11 protein-coding genes and 1 pseudogene are annotated in these 23,706 nt (G+C 39.3%); 3 read left to right on the top strand and 9 right to left on the bottom strand.

Translation table 11 applies throughout. The features are described 5' to 3' along the window. Positions 1-14: 14 nt before the first annotated feature. Positions 15-683, bottom strand: a complete 669-nt coding sequence (locus NBH14_RS07680) for a 3-keto-disaccharide hydrolase (RefSeq protein WP_010800008.1) — start codon at positions 681-683, stop codon at positions 15-17. 440 nt (positions 684-1,123) lie between these two features. Here NBH14_RS07680 and NBH14_RS07675 point away from each other — a divergent pair, with 440 nt between their 5' ends. From NBH14_RS07675 to NBH14_RS07665, 3 genes are read left to right on the top strand one after another with little or no spacing between them, the layout of a single operon-like run. Beyond that, positions 1,124-2,569 (top strand): ATP-binding cassette domain-containing protein, encoded by a 1,446-nt coding sequence (locus tag NBH14_RS07675; RefSeq protein ID WP_186961316.1) that lies wholly within the window; start codon positions 1,124-1,126, stop codon positions 2,567-2,569. Positions 2,570-2,580: 11 nt separating this feature from the next. Then, entirely contained in the window at positions 2,581-4,332 is a 1,752-nt protein-coding gene (locus tag NBH14_RS07670; protein ID WP_186961317.1) for a DUF6057 family protein, read from the top strand. Positions 4,333-4,343: 11 nt separating this feature from the next. Beyond that, entirely contained in the window at positions 4,344-5,804 is a 1,461-nt protein-coding gene (locus tag NBH14_RS07665; RefSeq protein WP_186961318.1) for a TolB family protein, read from the top strand. Positions 5,805-5,894: 90 nt separating this feature from the next. On the opposite strand, the gene NBH14_RS07660 is transcribed toward NBH14_RS07665, so the two are convergent. From NBH14_RS07660 to NBH14_RS07625, 8 genes and pseudogenes are all read right to left on the bottom strand, one after another. After that, entirely contained in the window at positions 5,895-7,361 is a 1,467-nt protein-coding gene (locus NBH14_RS07660; RefSeq protein WP_186961319.1) for a SusD/RagB family nutrient-binding outer membrane lipoprotein, read from the bottom strand. Positions 7,362-7,401: 40 nt separating this feature from the next. Further along, a pseudogene (locus NBH14_RS07655) lies at positions 7,402-10,314 on the bottom strand (SusC/RagA family TonB-linked outer membrane protein); the annotation flags it as partial. 245 nt (positions 10,315-10,559) lie between these two features. Next, on the bottom strand, positions 10,560-11,771 hold the full coding sequence (locus tag NBH14_RS07650; protein WP_186962080.1) for an ATP-binding protein: 1,212 nt from the start codon (positions 11,769-11,771) through the stop codon (positions 10,560-10,562). Positions 11,772-11,929: 158 nt separating this feature from the next. Further along, a complete protein-coding gene (locus NBH14_RS07645) occupies positions 11,930-13,582 on the bottom strand; it encodes a RagB/SusD family nutrient uptake outer membrane protein (RefSeq protein ID WP_186962079.1) in 1,653 nt (550 codons plus the stop codon). Between the two features lie 28 nt (positions 13,583-13,610). Continuing rightward, positions 13,611-16,604, bottom strand: a complete 2,994-nt coding sequence (locus NBH14_RS07640) for a SusC/RagA family TonB-linked outer membrane protein (protein ID WP_186962081.1) — start codon at positions 16,602-16,604, stop codon at positions 13,611-13,613. A 283-nt stretch (positions 16,605-16,887) separates the two neighbouring features. Next, the gene (locus tag NBH14_RS07635) at positions 16,888-18,030 is read right to left on the bottom strand and encodes an AAA family ATPase (RefSeq protein WP_186961323.1); all 1,143 of its coding nucleotides are present in this window, start codon (positions 18,028-18,030) and stop codon (positions 16,888-16,890) included. 421 nt (positions 18,031-18,451) lie between these two features. Next, complete coding sequence (locus NBH14_RS07630; protein ID WP_186961322.1) at positions 18,452-20,044, bottom strand: SusD/RagB family nutrient-binding outer membrane lipoprotein; 1,593 nt, start codon at positions 20,042-20,044, stop codon at positions 18,452-18,454. A gap of 12 nt (positions 20,045-20,056) precedes the next feature. Continuing rightward, positions 20,057-23,224, bottom strand: a complete 3,168-nt coding sequence (locus NBH14_RS07625) for a SusC/RagA family TonB-linked outer membrane protein (RefSeq protein WP_186961321.1) — start codon at positions 23,222-23,224, stop codon at positions 20,057-20,059. Positions 23,225-23,706: the final 482 nt, after the last annotated feature.

Below are 23,706 nucleotides of genomic sequence, written 5' to 3'. Positions count from 1 at the left end.
CTCTTTTCATTTTATTATTTGATACTTCTTATTTTTACATTGCGGAACCAGATCAGGGAATCACCATGTTTACCCTGTAATCCGATATATCCTTTTGTCGGAAGTTCTGCAAATGGCTTAGGCAACCAACTGGGGATTTCACTGCCGTCCGGGTTGACTGTTCCCGAAGTCCATTTGCTCATGTCCATTTCCGTTACTTTTTTACCATTCAGGATAACATTAATGCGTTGTCCGACACATCTGATGCGCATATGGTTCCATTCGCCGGGCTTTTTTACTATTTTGTCTTGTTTTGCACCCAGGTGGCCGTAAATGGCTCCGCACTTTTCATAAGGTTTGCCGTTTCCCCATTTTTCACAATGATCGTCGGCAATCTGTATTTCTACAGAATTGGGAATCCAATCTTTAGTATCGGTGCAATATACTACAACGCCACTATTGGTTCCTACGTCGGTTTTGAAGTCCAGATCCAGTTCAAAGTTTTCATATTCGGTCTTTGTCCAAATGGATTCATCCTCCACTGCTGCAAGTACACCACCTGTCATACTCCAAACTTCAGGATTGTAGCTGGCATCGGAAAGGTTTTCTCCAAACAGGGGTTTCCATTTGTTGTCGGAGGCTGAAACACTAAGGGTGCTGATGATGCCTAGAAAGAGAATTGAGAAATAAAAAAATCGTTTCATGTTATTGGATTTTAAGATAAAATAATTAGAAATTCAAAGATAGATAATCTGTTTTAATAAGCGAGTAAAAACTGGTTAATTTTATAGAAGTCTTTCGAATGGTAACAAAACTGGTTGGTTTATACGAAATATGATGTTTTCTATTGCTATTTTCTTTTATTTTATTATTTTTGTTTCGAAAAGGCTGGTGTCTGATTTCTGGATTAAATGTGATAAAATGTAAATACGATAAAAATATTAAATAGATACGTTAAGTTGAGTAGGGAAATTACAGGCATTAAATAACTAATTTGTAAGAATTTCATAGACATACCAGGCCTGTATATATAATAAGGGATTGCTCGGGATGAGTGATCCCTTTCTTTTAATAGTTCCTTTTATTCCGGTATGTTTAATTTTATAAATAAACTCTTTACCTTTGGGGGGACAAATTAACAACAATGGAAAAGAGTAAAACAATCGTTAATATAAATAATGTAGTAACCCGTTTACCGGAACTGCGTTTTGCTGAGCCATTCAGCTGGAAAATCAATGAAGGGGAACAATGGGCAATAGTCGGACCTAACGGAGCTGGTAAAACATTGATTGCAGACCTGATGCAGCGCAAGTTTGCATTGAAAGAGGGAGAGGTGACGTTCGGTTATGATGACAAAATCAGTAATCTGATAAAAAGTATAGCATTCAAAGACATTTACTCATTAGCTGATTGCCGGAATTCTTATTACCAACAACGCTGGCATTCGACGGAAACCGATGAAGTGCCGACTGTAGAAGATATTTTGAAGGAATATTCCGGCACAACGGATTTACATCAGATACTCTCGTTTTTCGGTATTGAGGACTTGCTGCCTAAAAAACTTATTTTTCTTTCCAGCGGGGAACTCCGGAAATTTCTTGTCGTCCGTTCTTTATTGAACCATCCGCGTATTTTGATACTGGATAATCCTTTTATCGGTCTGGATGCGGCTTCGCGTGATGTGTTGGTTCATTTGCTGCAACAAATGGCAAAGCTGGATAATGTACAGGTTATTTTATTGCTGTCGAATCCGGATGACATACCGGAGATGATAACTCACGTCCTGCCAGTCTATAACCGTACACCTTATCTTCCTCAGACACGGGCTGATTTCATGGCCCGGACAGACTTGTTGGCACATTTGTTTCCCGGTTATTCCGGGGATATTTCATTACCCGCATCGGATAAAGAACCCTCTACCCATGAAGTGACGTTCCGTATGGAGCATGTCTCCATTAAATATGGTAGCCGCACTATTTTAAAAGAACTGGACTGGGAGGTGAAAAATGGAGAGAAATGGGCGTTATTCGGTCCCAATGGTGCCGGAAAATCAACTTTATTAAGTTTGATTTATGCAGATAACCCTCAATCTTACGCAAATACCTTATATTTGTTTGACCGGAAACGGGGATCGGGTGAGAGTATCTGGGATATAAAAAAGAGGATAGGATATGTTTCTCCGGAGATGCATCTCTTTTATATGGAGAATGTGCCCACTTTAAATATCGTCGGTTCCGGATTTTTTGATTCTATCGGATTGTATCGTAAATGTACGGAAGAACAGCAATCTATTGCCTTGGCATGGATGCGTGTCTTTGGGATTGAAGAATTGAAAGACCGTTCGTTCCTGACATTATCTTCCGGAGAACAACGATTGGCTTTGCTGGCCCGGGCTTTTGTGAAAGACCCGGATTTAATTATTCTGGACGAGCCGTTGCACGGACTCGATATCAGTAATAAACGGAAGGCTGCCCGTATCATTGAGCAGTTTTGTGAACGGCCGGGAAAGACATTGATTTACGTTACTCATTATCCGCATGAATTACCTTCGTGTGTTGATAAACGTTTTGAATTGATTAAACATGCTTAAAATATAATACCATGAAATTGAAAGTCACAGCTTTCTGGTTGGTTGTATTGGCTGCTTTGTTCATTTTTCTTCAGGAATATAGCAAGTTCCATTTCTTTTTTATCGAACAAAGTCAGTTATTTCAATTTACCGGTGAGTATATTTCAGAGAAACTGGCTATGCCTGGCGGGTTTGCGTTAACCTTATCTGAGTTTTTGGTGCAGTTTCTTATCTATCCCTATGCTGGTGCCGGAATTACTGCGGGACTGTTGCTGTTGACCGGATTAGGAATGAGAGGGATTGTTCGCCGGATCGCTTCGGACACGAATTGTTTTCTGCTTTATCTGATCCCGGTTGTTTTAATTATGTTCCTCCATTTTGATTTTAATTATCTGGTTTTTGGAACGATAGCATTCAATATGATGCTTTGTGCTTTGTATTTGTGCTTTTGTATATCGACAGATAAATGGCGGATGATAGCAGAGATTATTATAACACCTTTGCTTTATGGACTGGCCGGGTCTGTAGCATGTTTGTTCGCTTTGTCGGTGGTAGTATATGAGTTCTTTAATAAAACTCCCCGGTTTTACTGGTCGTTATTTTCTGTTGTTCTCGCTCTTCTTTGCGGGGTTTGCAGTGTCTATTTCTCGATGCTGGGGGAATATCGTTTTGCTTTCTTGCCGGATGCTTACTATCATACTGCATTGGAACCGAAAACTGTCATCTATTATTCATGGATTTCGTTGCCTCTGATCCTGATTGTCGCTTTTCTGTTGAGGAAAAGGAAGAAAGATACCAGTAAAAAACTCCTGATTGCCGGCGGACTCCTTCAGGTAATCCTTTTATTTGCGTTATGCTGGTGGGGAATACCTGAATATGGAGATAAGAAATCAGCCAAAGTGAAAGAACTCGACTATTATGCAAGAACGGAACAATGGGATAAAATAGTGGAAAGCAGTCAAGGTTCGTTGACTAATTATCTGAATATGTGTTTTTTGAATCTGGCATTATCTCAAAAAGGGGAGTTGGCAGATCGTTTGTTCAGTTTTGACCAGAGAGGGCCGCAGGGAATAATGGTCGGATGGAATAAAACAGAGCAGATATCCTCTTTATTGAGTGATATTGCTTTTGCCATGGGAAATCCGGCGATGGCTCAGGAAATGGCTTTTGAAGCATATGCAACAGCCATAGGAGAGGGGAACCCCCGTATGTTAAAGAGACTTGTTCAGACAAATATTATTTATGGGGAATATCCGGTGGCGGAGAAGTATCTGAATATATTGGAGAATACATTTTATTATAAAAAATGGGCCGGTGAACATCGTAAATTTTTATATAATGATGCTGCTGTAGAGCAGGATCCGGTATTGGGACCAAGGCGCAAATGTTTACCGAAAGAGAACTATCTTTCCGAGATAAACTATATCGAAAAAGACATGCGTATGATCGCTGAAGCCAATCCGGAAAATAAAGCGGCCATCGAGTATCTGGGAGCCTTTCTTTTATTGGCAAAGAATATGGAAGGTTTCAAAGGGCTGGTCGAAACTTATTATGGAACGGAGGTGCTCCCTGTGTTGCCGAAGTCTTTCCAGGAAGCAGTGATCACGTTGTCGGAAGCGGAACCGGATTATTGGAAACGTTTTGATATCTCTCCCTCCGTCATGCAACGTTTTGCAGAATACAAGAAGCAGGTTCTGGCGAACCGGAATAATAAGAGTGCCCTCCCCGGACTGTTGCGCAGGGCCTACGGAGATACTTACTGGTTTTATTTTATGTTTAAATAAAGGAATGGGATATGAATGGAAATTATAAATATATAGCATTGCTGGCCTTGTTTTTTTCTTGCTCGGACTCGGTTCAGGTAAGTGATACGTTAAGCGAAAGGCCTGCTATCTTCCCGGATTACACCGATATAACGATACCGGCAAATATCGCTCCGCTGAATTTCTCTCTGGAGACTCCTGTTGAAGATGCACGTGCTGTTCTGTCATTCTCGGATCAGCAGATAAAAGTGAAGGCGAAGGACAACCAGTTCGTTTTTCCTGTTTCTAAATGGAAAAAACTATTATCGTCTGCGGCTGGAAATGAGGTAAAAGTTGTTGTTCAGGTGAAAGATAAAGGGAAATGGGTGGAATATGCTCCTGTTAAATGGAATGTGGCGGCAGAACCGGTCGATCCTTATATCGCTTACCGTCTGATTGCACCGGGATACACTTTATGGAATAAAATGGGACTTTATCAGCGTAACCTGGAGAATTATACCGAGACGCCTATTATCGAGAATAAGATGAGTGGCAGGAACTGTGTGAATTGTCATTCATTTTGCATGCAGAATCCGGATAAGATGCTTTTCCATATGCGTGAAACATATCCGGGAACTCTTCTGATAGATGGCGATAAGATAGAAAAACTGAACACGAAAACCGAGCAGACAATATCTTCCTTGGTCTATCCTTCCTGGCATCCTTCCGGGAAATATGTGGCATTTTCTGTAAACAACACCAAGCAGGGGTTCCATGCAAACGACAGGAACCGTATAGAAGTGTTTGATGAGGCGTCGGACGTTGTTGTCTATGATGTGGAAAAACATGAGATTGTGACTACGGCTAAGTTGTTTTCCAAAGATGCTTTTGAAACTTTCCCGACATTCTCTCCGGATGGAAAAACGCTTTATTTCTGTACGGCCCCGGCACGTCCTATTCCGGAAGAGTTTTCAGAGATCAAATATAATTTATGTGCTATCGGATTCGATCCTGACAGCCGGAGTTTCGGTTCGGAGGTCGATACTTTATATAATGCAGCAGTTTCAGGTCAGAGTGCTTCTTTCCCCCGGGTATCTCCGGACGGGAAATATTTAATGTATACAGTCTCGGGTTATGGAAACTTCTCAATCTGGCATAAAGATGCGGATTTGCAGATGGCGGATTTGTCAACAGGAGATAGCATGTCGTTAGATATATTGAATAGCGATGATGTGGAAAGCTATCATTCCTGGAGTAGCAATAGCCGTTGGGTTATATTCAGCAGTCGCCGGATGGATGGATTATATACGCGTCCTTATATCGCTTATATAGATGAAAAAGGAAATGCATGCAAACCGTTTTTATTGCCTCAGAAAGATACCGGCTTTTATGGCCGTTTTATGATGTCATATAATATTCCGGAGTTTATTACCGGAAAGGTGAAAGTAGGAGGCAGGGTGTTAGGGCTGAAAGCGAAAGAGGATAAAGGGATAGATGTGAAGTTTGCAAAGTAAAAGTTTTTGATTATAAAGTAATTGGAGGTAGAAATAAAAAGCGAGAAAACCGAATGGGGTTCCTCGCTTTTTATTAAATTGTAATATAGATTATTTATCAAACCACATAGCGTCCCATATTTTAGGAGAATCCTTAGGTGCATTTGGGTTTGTACTTAATTCGTCCGGAGAATATTCCCAGCGACGAATCAAATCTTTGGATGATGCTTCTGCTGGTACAGTTAGAGCTGGAACTTCATTACCTTGTGTACCAGAACGACGCCATTGAACAAATGCTTCAAGAGGTCTGTCCATTAAATCGATCCACTGTTGCATATGAATTTCGTAAAGAGCTTCACTTTCTGATAATTTAGATAAATCAGGTAATTTAGATAAAAATGTTTTTGTAGCTTCTGTATCTGCTTTATAATAATTACATGCCTCCTGCACACCAGCCTGGAATAATTCATTCGCTTTAGCCAAATCTTTAGTTACACCGATACCACGAGCATACACTTCAGATTCCAGAAGTAATTGTTCCTGATAAGAATAAAGAACATCCGGACAATCTTTTCTATATAGATAGGAACTGATAGCCGATGAGTAAATGTTTCCGTCTTCATCATCTTCTGCATCCTGACGGGTATCAAGAGCTCTGAACACACCATCATGTCCTGGATCGAAATAGCGTGGAATACGTGAATCTGCATATTTTTCCATCGGTTTGAACACATTGTTATGTGCAAAAAACATAGTATTGATACCTCCGGTATACTTAGCCAGAATTCCATATTTAGGATTTTCATTTCCAGCTGTTTCGGAGTATTGGAATTCCATATTTCCAGCAGCAGAAGAGATCATTTTCTTTTCATCCATCATCTTTTTGATATCATCAGCTTTGCTGGGATCTGCATCCACCATAACCATTAATGTACGGAATTTGAAGGAATTTGCAATCGCTACCCATTTGGACATATCTCCTTTAAAATAAGGGTCATATTCGTCAATGCAGTTTTTATCATCGAGGTCAATCATTGCGAGTGCTTGGTCCAGCATATCAATAACACCATTTAAGACATCTTTCTGATCATCGAATTTCGGATATTTAATTTCTTTCTTCCATGCTTCAGAGAAAGGTACATCTCCATATATCATGGTTGTTTCATAAACCTGCATAGCTAACAGTATCAAACACTGTGCCTCAGCATTTTTATTTTCCGGAACACTATTTTGTGCTTGTTGTATGGCTAATTGAAGGTTGTTACCACATACGGAATAGTAACTAACCCATGTGTTTCCTAAGCTATACGTACTGATAACATAATAAGCTTCGCCCCAACCACCATAATTGTCGCCTCCGTCAGCTTGCGACTGAATGGATTGCGAGAAAGGAATGTAAGAATCACCTCCAATACGATTACCGGACCAGTTAACGGCAGCATAGTTGAACAGATACCCTGCTTCCACTTTCTCTGCTGTATTTGGATTATTGTTTACATCTAACCAATCACTGCAACTGCTGAGTGTGCTGCAAACAACCAGCAATAGAAGTATGTATATTTTTATTAGATTTTTCATTTTATTTACTATTTAATTTTTAGTTGAAATAATGAATTAATTACAACGTCAGTTTCAAATTAAATCCGAAGCTGCGTGTTGCAGGAATACTGTTAAATTCTACACCTTCACCAATTTCAGCCGTACCAAAGAAGTTAGCTTCCGGGTCAATATGGGGAACATGAGATTTGATTAACCATAAATTACGACCTTCAAACCCTAAATCCAGAGATTTGATAAAGAAGTCTTTAAACCATTTTCTCGGCAATGAATAGGAAAATGTTAACTCTCTCAGTTTTACATAGGAAGCATCAAAAACACAGCCTTCTGTGTTAGATGTTTTTGCCATATGACTCCAATAATCCTGCATATTCTTAACTGGAACGTCATTTGGACGACTAGTTCCATCTGCATTCAAAATAACTCCTGATTCAATGAATTGCTCTTCACGTCCGACAGCTGTTTCAGCAGATAGACCGAGTGACCTTAGAGAAGAAACTGTTCCTGAATAAAGACTTCCGCCTTGGCGAATGTCGATTAAGAAGCTAAGGTTGAATCCTTTATAAGAAATGCTGTTATTGATGCCCATTGTGAAATCAGGATAGATATTACCTAAGCGGACATTGTTTTCTGTTTCACGTAAACCTGTTTTTTCGTTGATAATAAAGTTACCCTGATCATCACGCTTCCATCCTGTTCCGTACAAGCCGAATGATTCGCCAACCTGTGCCTTTACCTGCAAGCCACTCCATCCGGAAGTCAATGTATAGTTCGTCATTCCTTCGGCCAACTCATTAACTTTCTGGCTGTTGGAAGCAAAGTTTATATCCAGATCCCATTTCCAATCGCGAGTACGAACAGGGGTTAATCCAAGAGTGATTTCAACACCATTGTTTGTTAATTTACCAGCATTGATATTATTTGTAAAATAACCGGTGGAACGAGGTACATCGATAGAAACAATCTGATCTGTTGTTACGTTGCGGTAATAAGTAGCGTCTAAACGTACACGATTGTCAAAAAAGCGCAGATCGGCACCAATTTCAAAGGCAGATTGATTTTGAGGCTTCAGATCTTCCAGAGGGAAGATACGTGGTCCGGTAAAACCAACTAAACCATTATGTGGCAGAGTGTTTACAATACTATACTGCAAAAAGTATGTGTTTACAGCTTTATATTGGAATGCCAACTGATAAGGTTTTTCATCGCTACCAACGTTTGCATAGTTGATACGGAATTTACCAAAGTTCAGAATGTCTTTATTTTCCATTAACTCTGTAAAAACAAAAGCGGCACTTACTGAAGGATAGAAATAAGAACGGTTGTTGACAGGTAAAGTAGACGACCAGTCGTTACGTCCTGTTACATTCAGGAACGCCATACTTTTATAACTGAAGCCCAAATCGAAATAAATACCCATAAGGCGTTTGATTTCGTAGTAGTTTACGGGACTTGTTGCTTTTGCATTTGTATAAGTATAAAGACCATCGACGATCAAACCATTTGCCAATGTATTGTTATTAGTCCATTCGCGCTGATTGATATTATGTCCGAAAATACCTTTGATTCCGAAATCATCAAATGTCTTTTCGTATGTAACCATCAAGTCGTTATTGACAATTCTATTAGCCAGGTCCCATGTTTGGAATTTACCTTCCATTTCACCAACAGTTCCTTTTGCATATATTTTACGTCTGGTTTCGTTATAGAAGTCAGTTCCGGCATTGTTTGAGATAGTCAATCCTTCGAAAGGCTTATATGTCAAAATGATATTGCCGATGACACGATCCATTCTTGTCGTATATTTATTTTTGTTGATAATCCAATAAGGGTTATTACTTTTTCCGTCAGGATCCAGAGTAATCTGTTTTCCGTATTCGTCCACCCAATTGTTTTTGATGTCACGCGTATCAACAGTTCTTGGCAGTCCATTTACAAGAGGCACTAACAAGTTCGGGTCGTTTGAACCTTGTGCGGCACGTCCTTTGGAATCATTACGTACATATTGTGCAGAGACACGGGCTGAAAATTTTGAGTTGAAATCCATTCCGGCGTTTACGGAGAAACTATATTTATTATAATCAGACTCCGGTATAATACCTTTCTGGTTAACAGAAGAGAAGCTGGTTCTAAAATCTGTTTTTTCACCACCACCGGCAACAGATACGTTATTGATATAACTCATACCAGTCTGGTAAAAGTCTTTTACGTTATCCGGATATGCCTGTAAAGTTACTTTTTCTCCTTTATAGTTGTTATATTGCGTACCGTCGGCAGCAGCTTTAGCAATGTTCGGTCCCCAACCGTTCAAACTCTTAACGTTGTATTCTCCGTAGTTACCTTGAGCATATTCATTTTGGAATTCAGGTAATTTAGCTACATTCTCAAATCGCGTAGAAGAATTTACAGTAATGAATGTCTTCATGTTCTTGCTACCTTTTTTAGTTGTGATAACAATCGCACCATCTTTTGCACGTGCTCCATACAACGCTGTTGCAGCAGCCCCTTTCAGGACATTGATAGACTCAACATCATCTGAACTGATGTCGCTGGCACGGTTGCCGGCATCGACGTTTCCTGTGATATCATCAGGATTATAAGCGCCATTATCAATAGGTAAACCATCAACAACAAACAAAGGTGAAGAGTTCGTACCAATAGAAGAGGCTCCGCGAATCTGAATTTTTGCAGCTCCGCCTGCAGTACCAGAAGACTGTCCGATACGTACACCTGCAACTTTTCCGGATAAAGCATTTACCACATTACTTTCACGCGCTTTGGTAATCTCTTCCCCTCCTACACTCGACACAGCATAACCCAGTGATTTTTCAGAGCGTTTAATACCGATAGCTGTTACAACAACTTCGTCTATATTCTGAGTATCAGAATTTAATCTGATATTCAAAATAGCCTGAACAGCAACTTCTTGGCTTTTCATACCTACGTATGAAATTACCAGAGTCTTTGCAGAACTTAGTTGATTATAATATACTGACTATTAGCTGTTTACAAACAATGGGTAATTCGGTTATTTTTGATATAATAAGCTTATTCAATCTCTTTTTATCAAACAAATATATTGCCATGTATTTGATAATTAGACGTTTGATGTTTTTATATATAAAAACAGGTAGAATTTGATATTATAAAAATAATACTCAAATTCTACCTGAAAAAGATAGGAATATCTAATTCCTGTATATAAATCGATAGAAAAAATTATTTGAATTCTCGCAAAAACTTCCGTATTGGAATTTGTTTTATTCCTTCATAAGAACTACCCTCCAGTTCATCCATTGTAATAACCATTTTGGGATAATTGTCTTTAATAGCCAATAGATTTCCGAATTCTCTTTCATGAGTTTTTGGGTCCATAACAGAGTAGGCTACCTGAACGTATATTTTTTCACCGTCTTTCTCACCGACAAAATCAATTTCTCGATCTCCATCTCTTCCGACCGAAAGGTTATAACCATTGACAAGAAGGTGATGGCAAACGATATTCTCCAATACTTGTCCTATATCGTTAGGTCTGAAAGGACGTATTGCGTGTCGTATGCCCAGATCTTCAAAATAATACTTTTCTCCGATTTGGAACTGGCGTTTTCCTTGAATATCTGCCGGTCGCAATCTTTTTACAAAATAAGCATTGTTTAAATAGGTTAGATATTCCAATATCGTCTTTGGAGGTAAATCAACACGTTGGGATTTAAGATATTCACTTATTTTATTCGCTGAAAACAGATTTCCTATCGTATCAGCCAGATATATGGTTAAGTCTTGTAACTGTCTGACATTTCTTATGTTGTACCTATTTACTACATCCTTTAGAATAATCGTATCATAAATGCTTCTGAGATAATCTGATACTAATAACTCATTGAATGGGAGATTGATCAGATATGGTAATCCTCCAAATTTATAGAACTTCGTAAAAGAGTCAGAACTATCTTCCAGTTTGTGGAACTGTAAAAACTCATTATAAGTAAGGCTGTATACTTTGAATTCAATATAACGGCCACTTAAATAAGTAGCCAACTCACCGGAAAGCATGTTTGCATTACTACCGGTGCAATATATATCATAGCCCCCTTCCGCAAAAAAATGCCGTAGTGCTTTCTCAAAGTTTGTGATATCCTGCACTTCATCAATAAACAGGAAACATTTATCATTTAGATTATTACGTTTTTGAGTTACATAATTTACCAGATCAGAATAATCTTTTAAACCATCAAACTCAAATAACTCCTTATTGATATAAATAAGGTCTGAAGAAGGATATGACAAGCGTATATAGTCCATTAACTGGAATATAAGGAAACTTTTTCCGACACGACGTTGTCCTGTCAGCACCTTTATCATCTGCGTATTTACAAATGGCTTGATACGATCAAGATATAACTCTCTTTTATAAAACTCCGGGACTATCATATTTTATTACTTATAAGTAAAACCTTTGGCAAAAATAGCAATTTTATTTCTTATAAGAAATATTCCTTTCCTATATAGAAGTTATTCTGTTATTTTTATCATAAAAAAAGAGGGATGTATTTTTACATCCCTCTTTCTTGCTATTTCAAGGACTATGATTAATCCGTAATTCCGTCTGTTAAGCCAGCACCATCGCCACTTTGCGGTAAACTGCCTTCATTATTGTTATCAGACTCTGCAATACCGTTATTTGCGTTGATTTCATTACGCGGGATACGCATCAACAACCAACCATTATTGGCAGCCAAATTAAATTTGAATCCGTCTGGGAAGTTTGTTTCAACACGATTATTGAAACGAACTATATTTTTCTGAAGACGCAGGATATCAAACAATGCAAATCCTTCTCCCCATAACTCAATACGACGTTGCATCCAGACTTCATCCTGGAATCCTGCAGCCGAAGTAGCTTTGCTAGTATAAGAAGGATCACGATAACCTTTCACAAAATCTTCCAGGATACGTTTTCCTCCGCCAAGATCACCGCTCATAGCTTTTGCTTCAGCCTGGATCAGGATCATTTCTTCAGCACGCATCATACACCAGTCACCGGCATTGATATTATTACCTAAAATACCCTGATAAGCACCAAACTTAACATTAGTATAAGGATTAAATGCCATTTTCACATCAGGAACTACCAATGGTCCGATAGGCTGTCCGTCATAACCTCTCCAAGATACACCTTTTAAGTTTGGTGAATCCAGATTTTCATCAACCCACCAACCTTTTCTAATATCAGTATCAGGTATTTTAGTGTAAAGCAATGTGTTAATCATTTTATAACATCCCACACCTGCTGAATATGAATCTCCTGAGAAGGAAGAAATTACAGAAGGCCATGAAGGATAAGCATCCGGCATATTAGTAGGAGTCAGGATCAAAGCCCACATCCAGTTATGGTCATTCGAATCGATGAAACCAGGTTTGCCAACTTCATCGCGGCTATAAGGAGTATATCCTCCTAATGCATTTGTTGCATCTTCATAAGCAGCAGCCCAGTTCTGCATAACCAGATTAGCACGGGCACGAAGTCCGTAAGCTACATTTTGGTCGATCTCGTTTTTAGACTTTCTGTTATATCCTTCCAGCAAAGGAATAGCCGTGTTCAGGTCATCCATGATCAAATCATATACTTCCTGAACTGATGCACGAGGATTATTCAACAAATCGCCTTCAGCCTTATCTGTCACAATCGGCACAGCCGGTTTACTTTCATTTCCTTTATAAGTAAACTGATATTGCTGAACGAGTGTCAGATAGTCGAATGCACGGGTTGCAATTGCCTGTGCTTTATAATAATTAAGTGTTTTATCCGTATTATCTTCCGGAATAGTGGAAATAATATCGTTAGCCATTTTAATCTGGTTGTAGATCATGGCCCAACGCATATTGGGATTTGCATAATTATATACTCTATCCGCATATTCACTGGCAACGGAGAACCAGTTATATCCACTGGCATCACTCACCATATCCGCGCCATTCAGGTCAAGAGACAGACATGCTGCCGGATAACCAAAGTCGTCATCGCGTGGGTTATCTTCACCATACACACAATATTGTTTACCGATTGAAAAGTACATACCACTCAAATCGGCCGCTACACGTTCAGGAATTGCTTCAGCTATTTCCTGCTTTTGGTCAGAAGTTGAATTTCCACCTTCAGGCTGTGTATCCAGATCTGTACAAGAGGCAGTAGCCAAAACCAGTCCCGGAATTAATATCCATGATTTATTTACAAATTTCATAATCTTCATCTTTTTTGTTTACAATAAATTAGAATGTAACACTAATACCTCCGGATAAACTGCGGAGTGCTGAATATTTTGCACCTACTGCATCATCATTACCAAAGTATGCAACACCTAAGTTCTGGCGGGCATCAAGACCTTTTCTTGAAGCGATAAGTGCCACGTTATCTCCAGAGAAGAAGATACGCAAGTTATTCACCATGAATTTAGTTGTCCATTTTTTCGGGAAAGTATATCCTATCATTACACTGTTCAAACTTAAATAGTTAGAACTTTGCAGGAAGCGTGAAGACAAATCCTGATTTCTCTTATCTGCACTGCTGATACGGGGAATGTTACTACCCTTGTTCGTTTCGCTCCATGCATTCAAGATATCTTTGTGCCAGTTGGTTCCTGCTGTATTCGCTTCACCACTGTGCATCAACTGCTGGTAAGAATAGTCATAAACTTTACCTCCCAACTGATAAGATAATCCTACAGAAACATCGATTCCACGATACTGAAGAGATGTACCGAAACCACCATATACTTTAGGCAGAGTAGAACCCAGGTCCGCTTGTTTAGCTGCGCTGAAATCATCTGTTGTTGTCATATCTCCGTTATCAGGATCCACATAATATAATGCTTTACCTGTTTCCGGGTCAACGCCTGCATCTTTAACCAGATATGCGTTATACAAAGAACCTCCGACATTGCGGATAGTTACAGAACTCTTGATACCACCATTATTCTTAGCTGTTTCTGCTAAGTCAAGAATTTTATTCTTATAATGAGTCATATTCAGGTTAAATGACCATGTCAGATCTTTTGTTCTGATAATATCAGCATTCAAATCTAATTCGACACCGGCATTTCTCATTGAACCAACGTTCATCGGGATTGTTGAATAACCTAATGAAATAGGCACCGGCTGGTTGTAAAGCAAATCAACAGTCTTGCGGCTGAAATATTCGAAGCTACCACTTACTCTTTCTTTGAACAATGTAAATTCAAGACCAGCATTAAAGCTGTACGAAGTTTCCCAAGTTATATCTTTATTACCTTTGTAAGTAAATGATGTAGCAAAGTCACCAGCACTGTTAGAGACTGTATACTGGTCCAGATAAGCGTAATAGTTAGGAGTAAGACCATCAGTGAGCAGTAAGTTATCGTTACCCTGTACACCATAGCTGGCTTTTACCTTCAACAGATCAATCCATGTAGCATCCAGATTCTTGAAGAATTCTTCCTTGTTCATTAACCATGCAGCACCTACACTACCAAAGTTACCCCAACGATTGTCCGGATGGAAACGGGAAGAAGCGTCACGACGATAAGAAGCAGAAGCAAAATACTTTCCGTCATAATCATATTGTACGCGTGCTAAAATACCCAGTGTTGAATAAGTATCTGTTGAAGAACTTACTGTCGGAGGTGTTTGGATAGCATTGCTTAATTCTCCAATGAACGGGTTATACAATTTTTTGTTCGAACCTTCCATTTTCTGAATTTTCAGGTTATAAGATTCATAACCAACCAAAGCGTCAATATTATGTGAGCCAAAACTTTGTTTGTAAGTAAGCAAATATTGCTGGTTCAAGCCTACATTTCTTTCATTCTTAACATTTACATAACCTTCAGAACCTACAGCACCGCCATAGAAAGGATTGTTTAAGATAGAACTTCTCTGGTTGCTTGAGTTTACACCCACATTTGCCGTAAATTGCAAACCTTTATACAAGTCTACAATCGCATAGAATTTAGTATTCAAAACATCTGTGTAAGCATGGAATTTGTCCAGTTCCAAAGTTACCCCTGGGTTTGCCATAGGCATGAAAGGACGAACCTGACCAGTTGAATTACCAAAGTCATAAACCGTATAACCACGATTATCAACTCTTACGCTACCATCATTGTTTCTTACATAAATCGGATAGATCGGACCAATCAGGTCTGTGATATAAAACAAGTTTCCTGACGATCCCCATTTGTCCTGTGCATCCGGAGCTTTACTATCATAATATGTATAGGCCATATTGGCACCAACTTTCAACCATTTTTTAGCCTGATAGTCTACTTTCGAACGTCCGGTATAACGAGTAAAGCCCGAACCGGAAATAATACCTGCGTCATCCAGATAACCTAAAGAGAAGTAATAATTGATTTTGTCAGAGGCACCAGATACTGTTGCATTATATTCCTGACGCAAATTACCTTTATTAAATGTATTATCATACCAGTCATCCGGTGTATAATAATAAGAACCATCGCTATAACCTAATGTCGAATTAGGATTGATACGGCCATCTGCACCGATAAAATCTTCTCCGTTAGGAGTTGTATAAACCTGATATCCTACACCTCCGTTATCCGAAGAAAAGATATTGTTTAGTGCATAAGCACGAGCATCAGCAGCAGAGGCTCCAGCATAGGCTTTACTGTTGTACAAAGCCTTGTATGCTGTTTCATAATACATTGCAGGATCCTTCATTACATTATATTGTGGTACAGCACGAGAGTTGCTACCCCACTTTGCATCTACAGTCACTACAGCTTCTTTTGCTGTACCTCTTTTGGTTGTAATCAGTACAACACCATTTGCACCACGTGCACCATAGATAGCACTTGCTGAAGCATCTTTCAAGACACTCATAGATTCGATATCGTTCGGATTGATTGCCGCAATATCGCCATCATAAGGAACGCCATCAACTACATACAAAGGAGAACTGCTTGAACTCATGGAGCCGATACCACGAATACGGATCGTTGCAGCCTTACCCGGTTGTCCGTTTGCACTAACACCCTGCACACCAGCCACCTGTCCAGCCAACGCGTTCGTCACATTCGCAACTTGACGCTCAGCAATTTTTTCTGCTTTCATTGTTGACGCAGATCCTGTAAACGCTGATTTCTTTGCTGTACCATAAGCTACAACCATCACTTCTTCCAAAGCCTGTGAACTGGACTCCATTAGTACCTGCATTTTAGGCTTAACAGCCACTTCCTGAGTCTCCATACCCACGTACGAAAATACCAGAGTCTTTGCAGAACTCAGTCATAGGTAATTATCTGATTATCAGCATATTGATTTCTGATAAAATGTTTATTTTTCTGACAGTAAACTCCGATTTCAACAATGAAATAAATTGCACAACCAATACATATATCTATAATACAGATGTTTACAGTTTCGATATATTCAAAAGGTAGAATTTGATATTATAAAATATAATACTCAAATTCTACCTTCTAAATAATGAATTTAACTAAACTAACTAATGTTTTACAAGTCGTTCTTTATCCTTTAAATAGGTATTTTATTATCGTGAGGTTGTATAAATATTTTTCAACCAATACTCAAAAACAGGGTCTTGTATTTCTATTACGTTACCCGGAAGAATATCGATTAAATCTTTTTCCAAGGTGGCTTTTTTTAAGTTTTTGATATTTGCTGAAGTACCTAATTTATATTTTGCTAATACATCTTTGGATGAAAAGTTGACAACACCGTCTGCCACAGCTAATAAAAAGTTTATCTGTTTAGAACTCAACGTGTCTATTATATTTGCAAATAGCAGACTTAATTGACCTGTCAAACTTGAAAAAGATTCACTGATGATAGCTTCAGTACATATTTGGGGAGTTCTGAGCCAAACCTGCTGGCTTAACTGCTGGACATAATAGGGGTGGTCTTTTACCTTGGCTGCTATGCTGTTACATAAATCTTCTGATATGCTTTTACCCGTATCTGTAAAGCGTGTAGAAATAAACGAAACCCAATCGGCTCTACCTATTTTGTGCAAAAACAGAATATCTCCGAATTTGTAAAAAGGCATGCTGTAATCATTAAAAATATCCAGCAACATATGCCGTTTGCTTCCATAGAGGCAATAGCAGACAGATGTCTGTATTTGCCAATGAGCGCGTAACTTGCGCTGAAAAGCCAAAGGATCTTCATATTCGTTGATATTCTGGAATTCATCAATACATACGATTATTTTTTTTCCAGAGTCATTAGCTATGGCTTGCGGCAAATCCAGTATTTCATCATAAGTTAATTTATTATCCTTGAAAGTTATGCCAAATGAAAGTTCATAAGTCTGACTGGTATCTGATAATGAAATGATTGGAGCCAACTTTCCCAGATATCTTTTGACACCGGATACAAATTCTTCCCAGGCGGAAGTCGATACCTTTAACAGCGCATTTGCATAAGCAAGATAAAATTCTTCCTCCGTCCGACAATTGAAAATATCGACATGACAGATATAATAATCCTTACTTGAATTCAGTAACAACTGTGCTGTTTTGTTGACTAAAGAAGTTTTTCCCCAACGACGGGGAGATATAATGACGGTATTAACCAGGCTGTTAAAATTCTGAGTAAGCAGTTTGACTTCTTGTTCCCTGTCTGTGAAATTTTCTTTGTCTGCTATGCGACCGTAAACAAATGGAGTATTCATATTGCTTCTGTTTTTGTGAACAGAACAAAAGTAATAGAAAAACATCTAATTAACTAATTTGAAATCGATCTATTTCAAATCAATTGATTAGATGTGGGCTTTCTTCTCAAAAGTATCCTGTCTATTGGTCAATTTATCCCTATGTCTTTTTGATTACTATGCATACTAATTTAAATTACATCGGCAGGTAATCAATGGTTGATAACCATCAACCGTATGGTTCATAATTATCGGCCGATTGGCTCACAATTATCAACCATACGGTCGATAATTATCAGCCGCTGATTTCGTCGGCTTCCAATATAAGAAATAAAGCAATAAGTTGTTCATAAACAAAGGAATAAATAATAATGTGTTACAATAAAAAAATAGGGCGTATCGTAATCGCCGATACACCCTATTTTTTTATTGTTTTCTATTCTCAACGGCTTCCGCCTGCCCACCAAACGGGTTCAGTGTAAACGTATTGTCCGTCACCAAAAGCTGTTTTTATAGCCGGGTTGGCAAGAACATCGTCTGCTCCGTATCCGAAACGATACGGGAATCTGTTGGTATTTAACGGGTTCTTCAGTTCTACGAATTCTTCACCGGCACCTTTCATACGGCGGTAATCGCAGTATGCTTCGGTAGACTCGCCTGACGCTCCGAAGAATGACAGGTATTTCTGAATCATTGTTTCTTTCAGAGGATTAACTGTGAACAGAGGTTTTACGCTTTTCTCGAAATAATCTTCTGCAACATCTGCGCCCAGGTTTACTTCGCCGCCTACCCAATTCTCAGTAGCATCTATCAACATGTTTTCTGTATTTGCGAATCCGGCAATTACAGCTTCTTTCAATGCAGCTTCAGCCTCACTTTTTCTTCCTAAGCGACAAAGAGCTTCTGCTTCAAGGAATTTTATTTCATGATAACTGATTAACTGCGTAGGAGTAGTGATTGCCCATAAAGCCATAGACATACCATAAATATTCTGTACTTCATCCGGAGTCCCGTTGGGTGCGAAATTGATACTTTCAATATCTGTAGCCTGGTCTCCACCATATCCGTAAACAATATATCCTGTCGGGTCCGGTTCGATAAATGCCTGAGGTGCTCTCGGGTCATTTCTTTCTACGAACTTGTCTATCAGGCTTTCGCTGGCTGCAAAACTGTTACGGCTATAGCTGAAACCCCATAATGGGTTTACCTGAGAATCTCCATCGTAAATAGTTAATTTACATTCTTCGGCAGCAGATTTGAATGAGTTGTTTACATAAGTAAGAATATCTTCCAAATCTTTTGTCTTATTGCTGCTCTTGTTAAGCAGACGCATTGTATAACGGGCTTTCAACGCATTTGCGGCCTTGTACCATGCACTGGCTTTACCTGAATAAATATAGTCTCTTGAACCGACTGCGCCTGACAGACCTTCATCTTTGGCATTACCGCCGTCCAGAAGAGTGATGGCTTCATCCAGATTCTTATGAATTTCAGTGTAAATAAACTCCTGTGTATCTATTTTCGGCTGCATATAAGCCGGAGTTCCGTCAGGATTCAATATACCGGTTTCTGTGAAAGGCGTATCACCGAAGAAGTCTGTAACAATGGCTGCATTGTAGGCCAGATAAATTTTAGCAATAGCTTCAGTCACCACATTTCCTTGTTCGGAAGGGTCTTCCTGGCATTTCTGAATGGCTATTTTAGCATTCTTGATGTTAGAATAAACTGTTCCCCAAATATTGTTATAAGTCGTTGCAATAGTTGGTTCCCCGGTGCGTACTTCCGCTCTGTACATCTGATTGCTGATACCTGTTTCATGTTCCATGTAAACAGACGAGTAAAGAGAAAAATCTCCGCCAACTACACCAAATCCGGTGCTGACTCCCAGGTCTGTAATCAGAAACTTAGCAGGAGCATCCGTCGGGTTATTCGGGTTGTTATTAACCTTGTCCATCGCATCTTCCGTACAGGAAGTAATGCTGAATGCAGTCAGAAATGAAAAAGCTAACAGCTTTCCTATTTTATTTATTTTCATTTTGCGTACGAATTAAAATTTAACATTGACACCAAAACCGTAACTGGCTGTTTGAGGCATTGAATAGTCTTCAAATGCACCAGTCATGTTGTTGTTACCCTGGCTAGCTTCCGGGTCTAAATCGGGAACCTGCGCCCAGATAAGGACATTTCTTGCAAAAACATTCAGAGTAACCTGCATCCAATTGCTTTTGAATACCGGATAACTTACTGCTACTTCGCGAAGTTTTATGAATGAATTATCATAGATTGAAGATTCATCAATATTATTCAGGATACTATAATATTCTTGCTGTGCATTTGCACCTGTAATGCCAATATCATTTTTTGTACCGTCTTCTTTATAACCATCAAAGATGATAGTTCCTTCACGATTTTCAGTTCTCTTGCTTACACCGTAATAGTCTGCCAGACCGGATGTTCTGCTATACATTTGTCCACCTTGCTTCCAGTCAAGTACTGCACTGATTGTACAATCCCACAGACGTAATGTCGTGTTGAAGCCCATAATGAAGTCAGGCGATACTTTACCGATAACCTGTGCTTCACCGGCAATAGGAAGACCGTCTTCGTCGACCAGACGATTACCGTTGGCATCTCTCTTATAACCGACACCGTATATTACCGGATATTTTTCGCCGGCAGCTGCACGCACCTGCGGGGTTACATAACCTCCCAGGCTGATATTTTCCACACCCGGAGCAAGTTCGTCAACGTAATTGTCTATTTTTGTCCAGTTGAAACCGAAGTCCCAGTTTATGTCTCTCGTTCTGATTGGATTGAAAGACAAAGTGATTTCATGTACGTTCGTATGAAGTTTACCACCGTTTGTCACCAGCTTACCGGCTCCGGTCGATGAAGCCAGAGGCACATCGAATATCTGGTCTTTTACATTCTGACGGGAGAATGTATAATTTAATGTTACCAGGTTGTCGAAGAAACTCAGGTCTGTCCCCAATTCATAAGAACGTGTATTCTGAGGTTTCAGATTCGGATCGTAAATTTTGTAATAAGGCGTATAACCGTTACTACCGTTAATCGGATACAGGATTGGAGTTAAAGAATAGAAACCACCTCCGTATGTCGGTACAGAATAAAAGTTTTCACGGAAATCGCCAGCCTGTCCTACTTCTGCATAAGAAGCTCTAATCTTTGCATGGTTAACGACATCGTTTTTCAGCGCATCCAGTTCTGTCAGGATGAAACCCGCAGAAACAGAAGGGTAGAAGAATGCACGGTTTCCGCGCGGCATGCTTGAAACATAATCCTGACGTCCTGTCACGGTTAAATAAAGCATGTTTTTATAAGAAGCGGATACGTTTCCGAAGAATCCGACAGTTCTTTTCTTCCAGTGTTCGGAAGAAGCAGACTGAGTTGTTGCATTGTCGATATGATTCCATCCCGGGAAGTTGTAACCTGTTCCGTATTCATAATATTTACCTCTGTTGCTCTGGATTACTTCGTTACCGGCAACTACATTCAATCCCCAGTCTTCGTTGATATTCCAGTCATAATTAATTGTCAGCAACGAGTTGTAGGTCGCATTGGTCCAACCGTAATTTTCGATTTGACCTTTACCGCCTCCGGTGTTACTTCCGTAACCGTAACTATCGACATAGTCTGTTGTATATGAATCGACACCGAACATATATCTTACATTCAATGTATGGTCTGTCGTACCAAATTTCGTTTTGTAGTTTGCATACGCATTACCAAAGAAACGGTTTGTATTTTCAGTAAATTTGTTATTATCCATCGCCCAATATGCCTGGTCGAATGCACCACGGAATGAGTTTTGTGTATAAGGGTCGCCTGCGATATGGCTAGGAATTCCAGCCAGGTCGTAGCTTGGAGGTGCTGAATAAACAGTTCTCAGCAAACCATTACCCGAAGTAACTGCCTTATCGATTGCCGTAGTAATGTAATTACCGATGAATCCGGTAGTCCAATTGTCATGTAGTTTTGTTTCTGCACTTACTTTTACATTATATCTGTCCATACCTGTACTGGGAATGATACCATCCTGATGAGTATTACCCAAAGAAACGGAATAAGAACTCTTATCCAAAGCCTGAGCGACATTTATAGAATTACTCCAGGTTACGCCGGTATCGAAGAAATCTTTGGCGTTGTCGTATGCCTGCGGTGTAGTCCAAGGGTCTAAACCAGCTGCGGCACGTTGAGGTTGATAATACATACCTTCATGATTTCCATATTCTTTAGTATATGCATTACTTGTATTTCCGCCATAAGTCGGGTCATTAGGAAGGTCAGTAATTTTAGGTCCCCATGACAAACTGTTAGTAGGACTGTATTTTCCCGAAGCTCCCTGTGCATACGTTTTCTGGAATTCAGGAAGGCGTCCGATTACATCGAAACTCAGGTTAGAAGAAAAACTAATCTGAGGTTTGCCTTTAGCCAGGCCTTTACCACTTTTAGTCGTAATAACGATTACACCATTAGAAGCACGGATACCATACAAAGCAGAAGCTGCCTGACCTTTCAGGATATTGATGCTTTCAATATCGTTAGGGTCGATATCCACCGCACGGTTTGCGAAGTCGGCACCGCTCACACTACCATTGTTCTGCAAATCCGTATCAACGTCAGGTGTACTTGTTACAGGCATACCGTCAATTACATACAGCGGAGTATTGTCACCGGAGAAAGAACGTGCACCACGGATCGTGATCTGAGAAGACGCACCAGGCATACCGGAAGACGGTTTGATATCCAAACCTGAAACTTTACCCTGCAATGCGCCGGCTAAGTTTGAATTGGCAGCCTGAGTTAATTTATCTCCTTTTACATCCTGGACAGCATAACCCAATGCTTTCTTTTCTTTAGAGATACCCATCGCTGTAACAACAACTTCATCCAGATTCTGAGTATCTGATTTTAAAACTACTCTTACATTCGGGGAAACGGGTACTTCTTGTGTAAGCATACCGACGTAAGAAACTATCAGTACTTTACCGTTAGAAGGAACTTCCAACGTGAAGTTACCATCATAGTCTGTCACTGTACCGACCATTGTACCTTTCACAACAATCGACGCCCCAATAACCGGCAGCCCATCATCAGCGGAAATAACAGAACCTGCTACTTTCGTGTTCTGAGCAACCACAGTGCTTATACCTATTATGAGGCACAGCAGAATAAAAGTGAACTTTTTCATCATAAACACACATTATTTATTAAACTAATAGAATTTACCATATATAGACAAGTGTAAGATATTTAGATAGTTAAGTAATAAATGTCAGACTTATTAAGAGTTTATTTAGTCTTTGCAGAACTTGGTATAAAATGCGTAAACGAATCTAAAATCAAGGGCGAAAGATTTAAAAGAAGTAACAGGATATACATGTGGGTATCTTTTCAATGTATTTTCTATCTTGCTAGAACAGAAATAGAAATGACTTTATTTACTACTCATTTTCAAAAAAAGAGGGATTTGACTGACTATATTTTTTCACAGAAAATTAGTAGCCGATATTTTTTGACTTGCTTTGCGTTTCAATCCATCATCTTTATTTGGGGGCAAATGAAACGAAAAAATCGCGAGGCTTTTCTACCGGGGTGGTCCCCAGCGGTTTTTAGGTCAAATAAATCTTAGCCTGAAGTGTAAAAGGCAAGGGGTTAAAAATAGATAATTTTAAT

Origin of the sequence: Parabacteroides caecihominis (genome assembly GCF_023656785.1) — a bacterium.
Taxonomy (GTDB): domain Bacteria; phylum Bacteroidota; class Bacteroidia; order Bacteroidales; family Tannerellaceae; genus Parabacteroides; species Parabacteroides segnis.
Note: the sequence above shows the minus strand (reverse complement) of the source record. Positions and strands in the feature narration are given on the sequence as shown.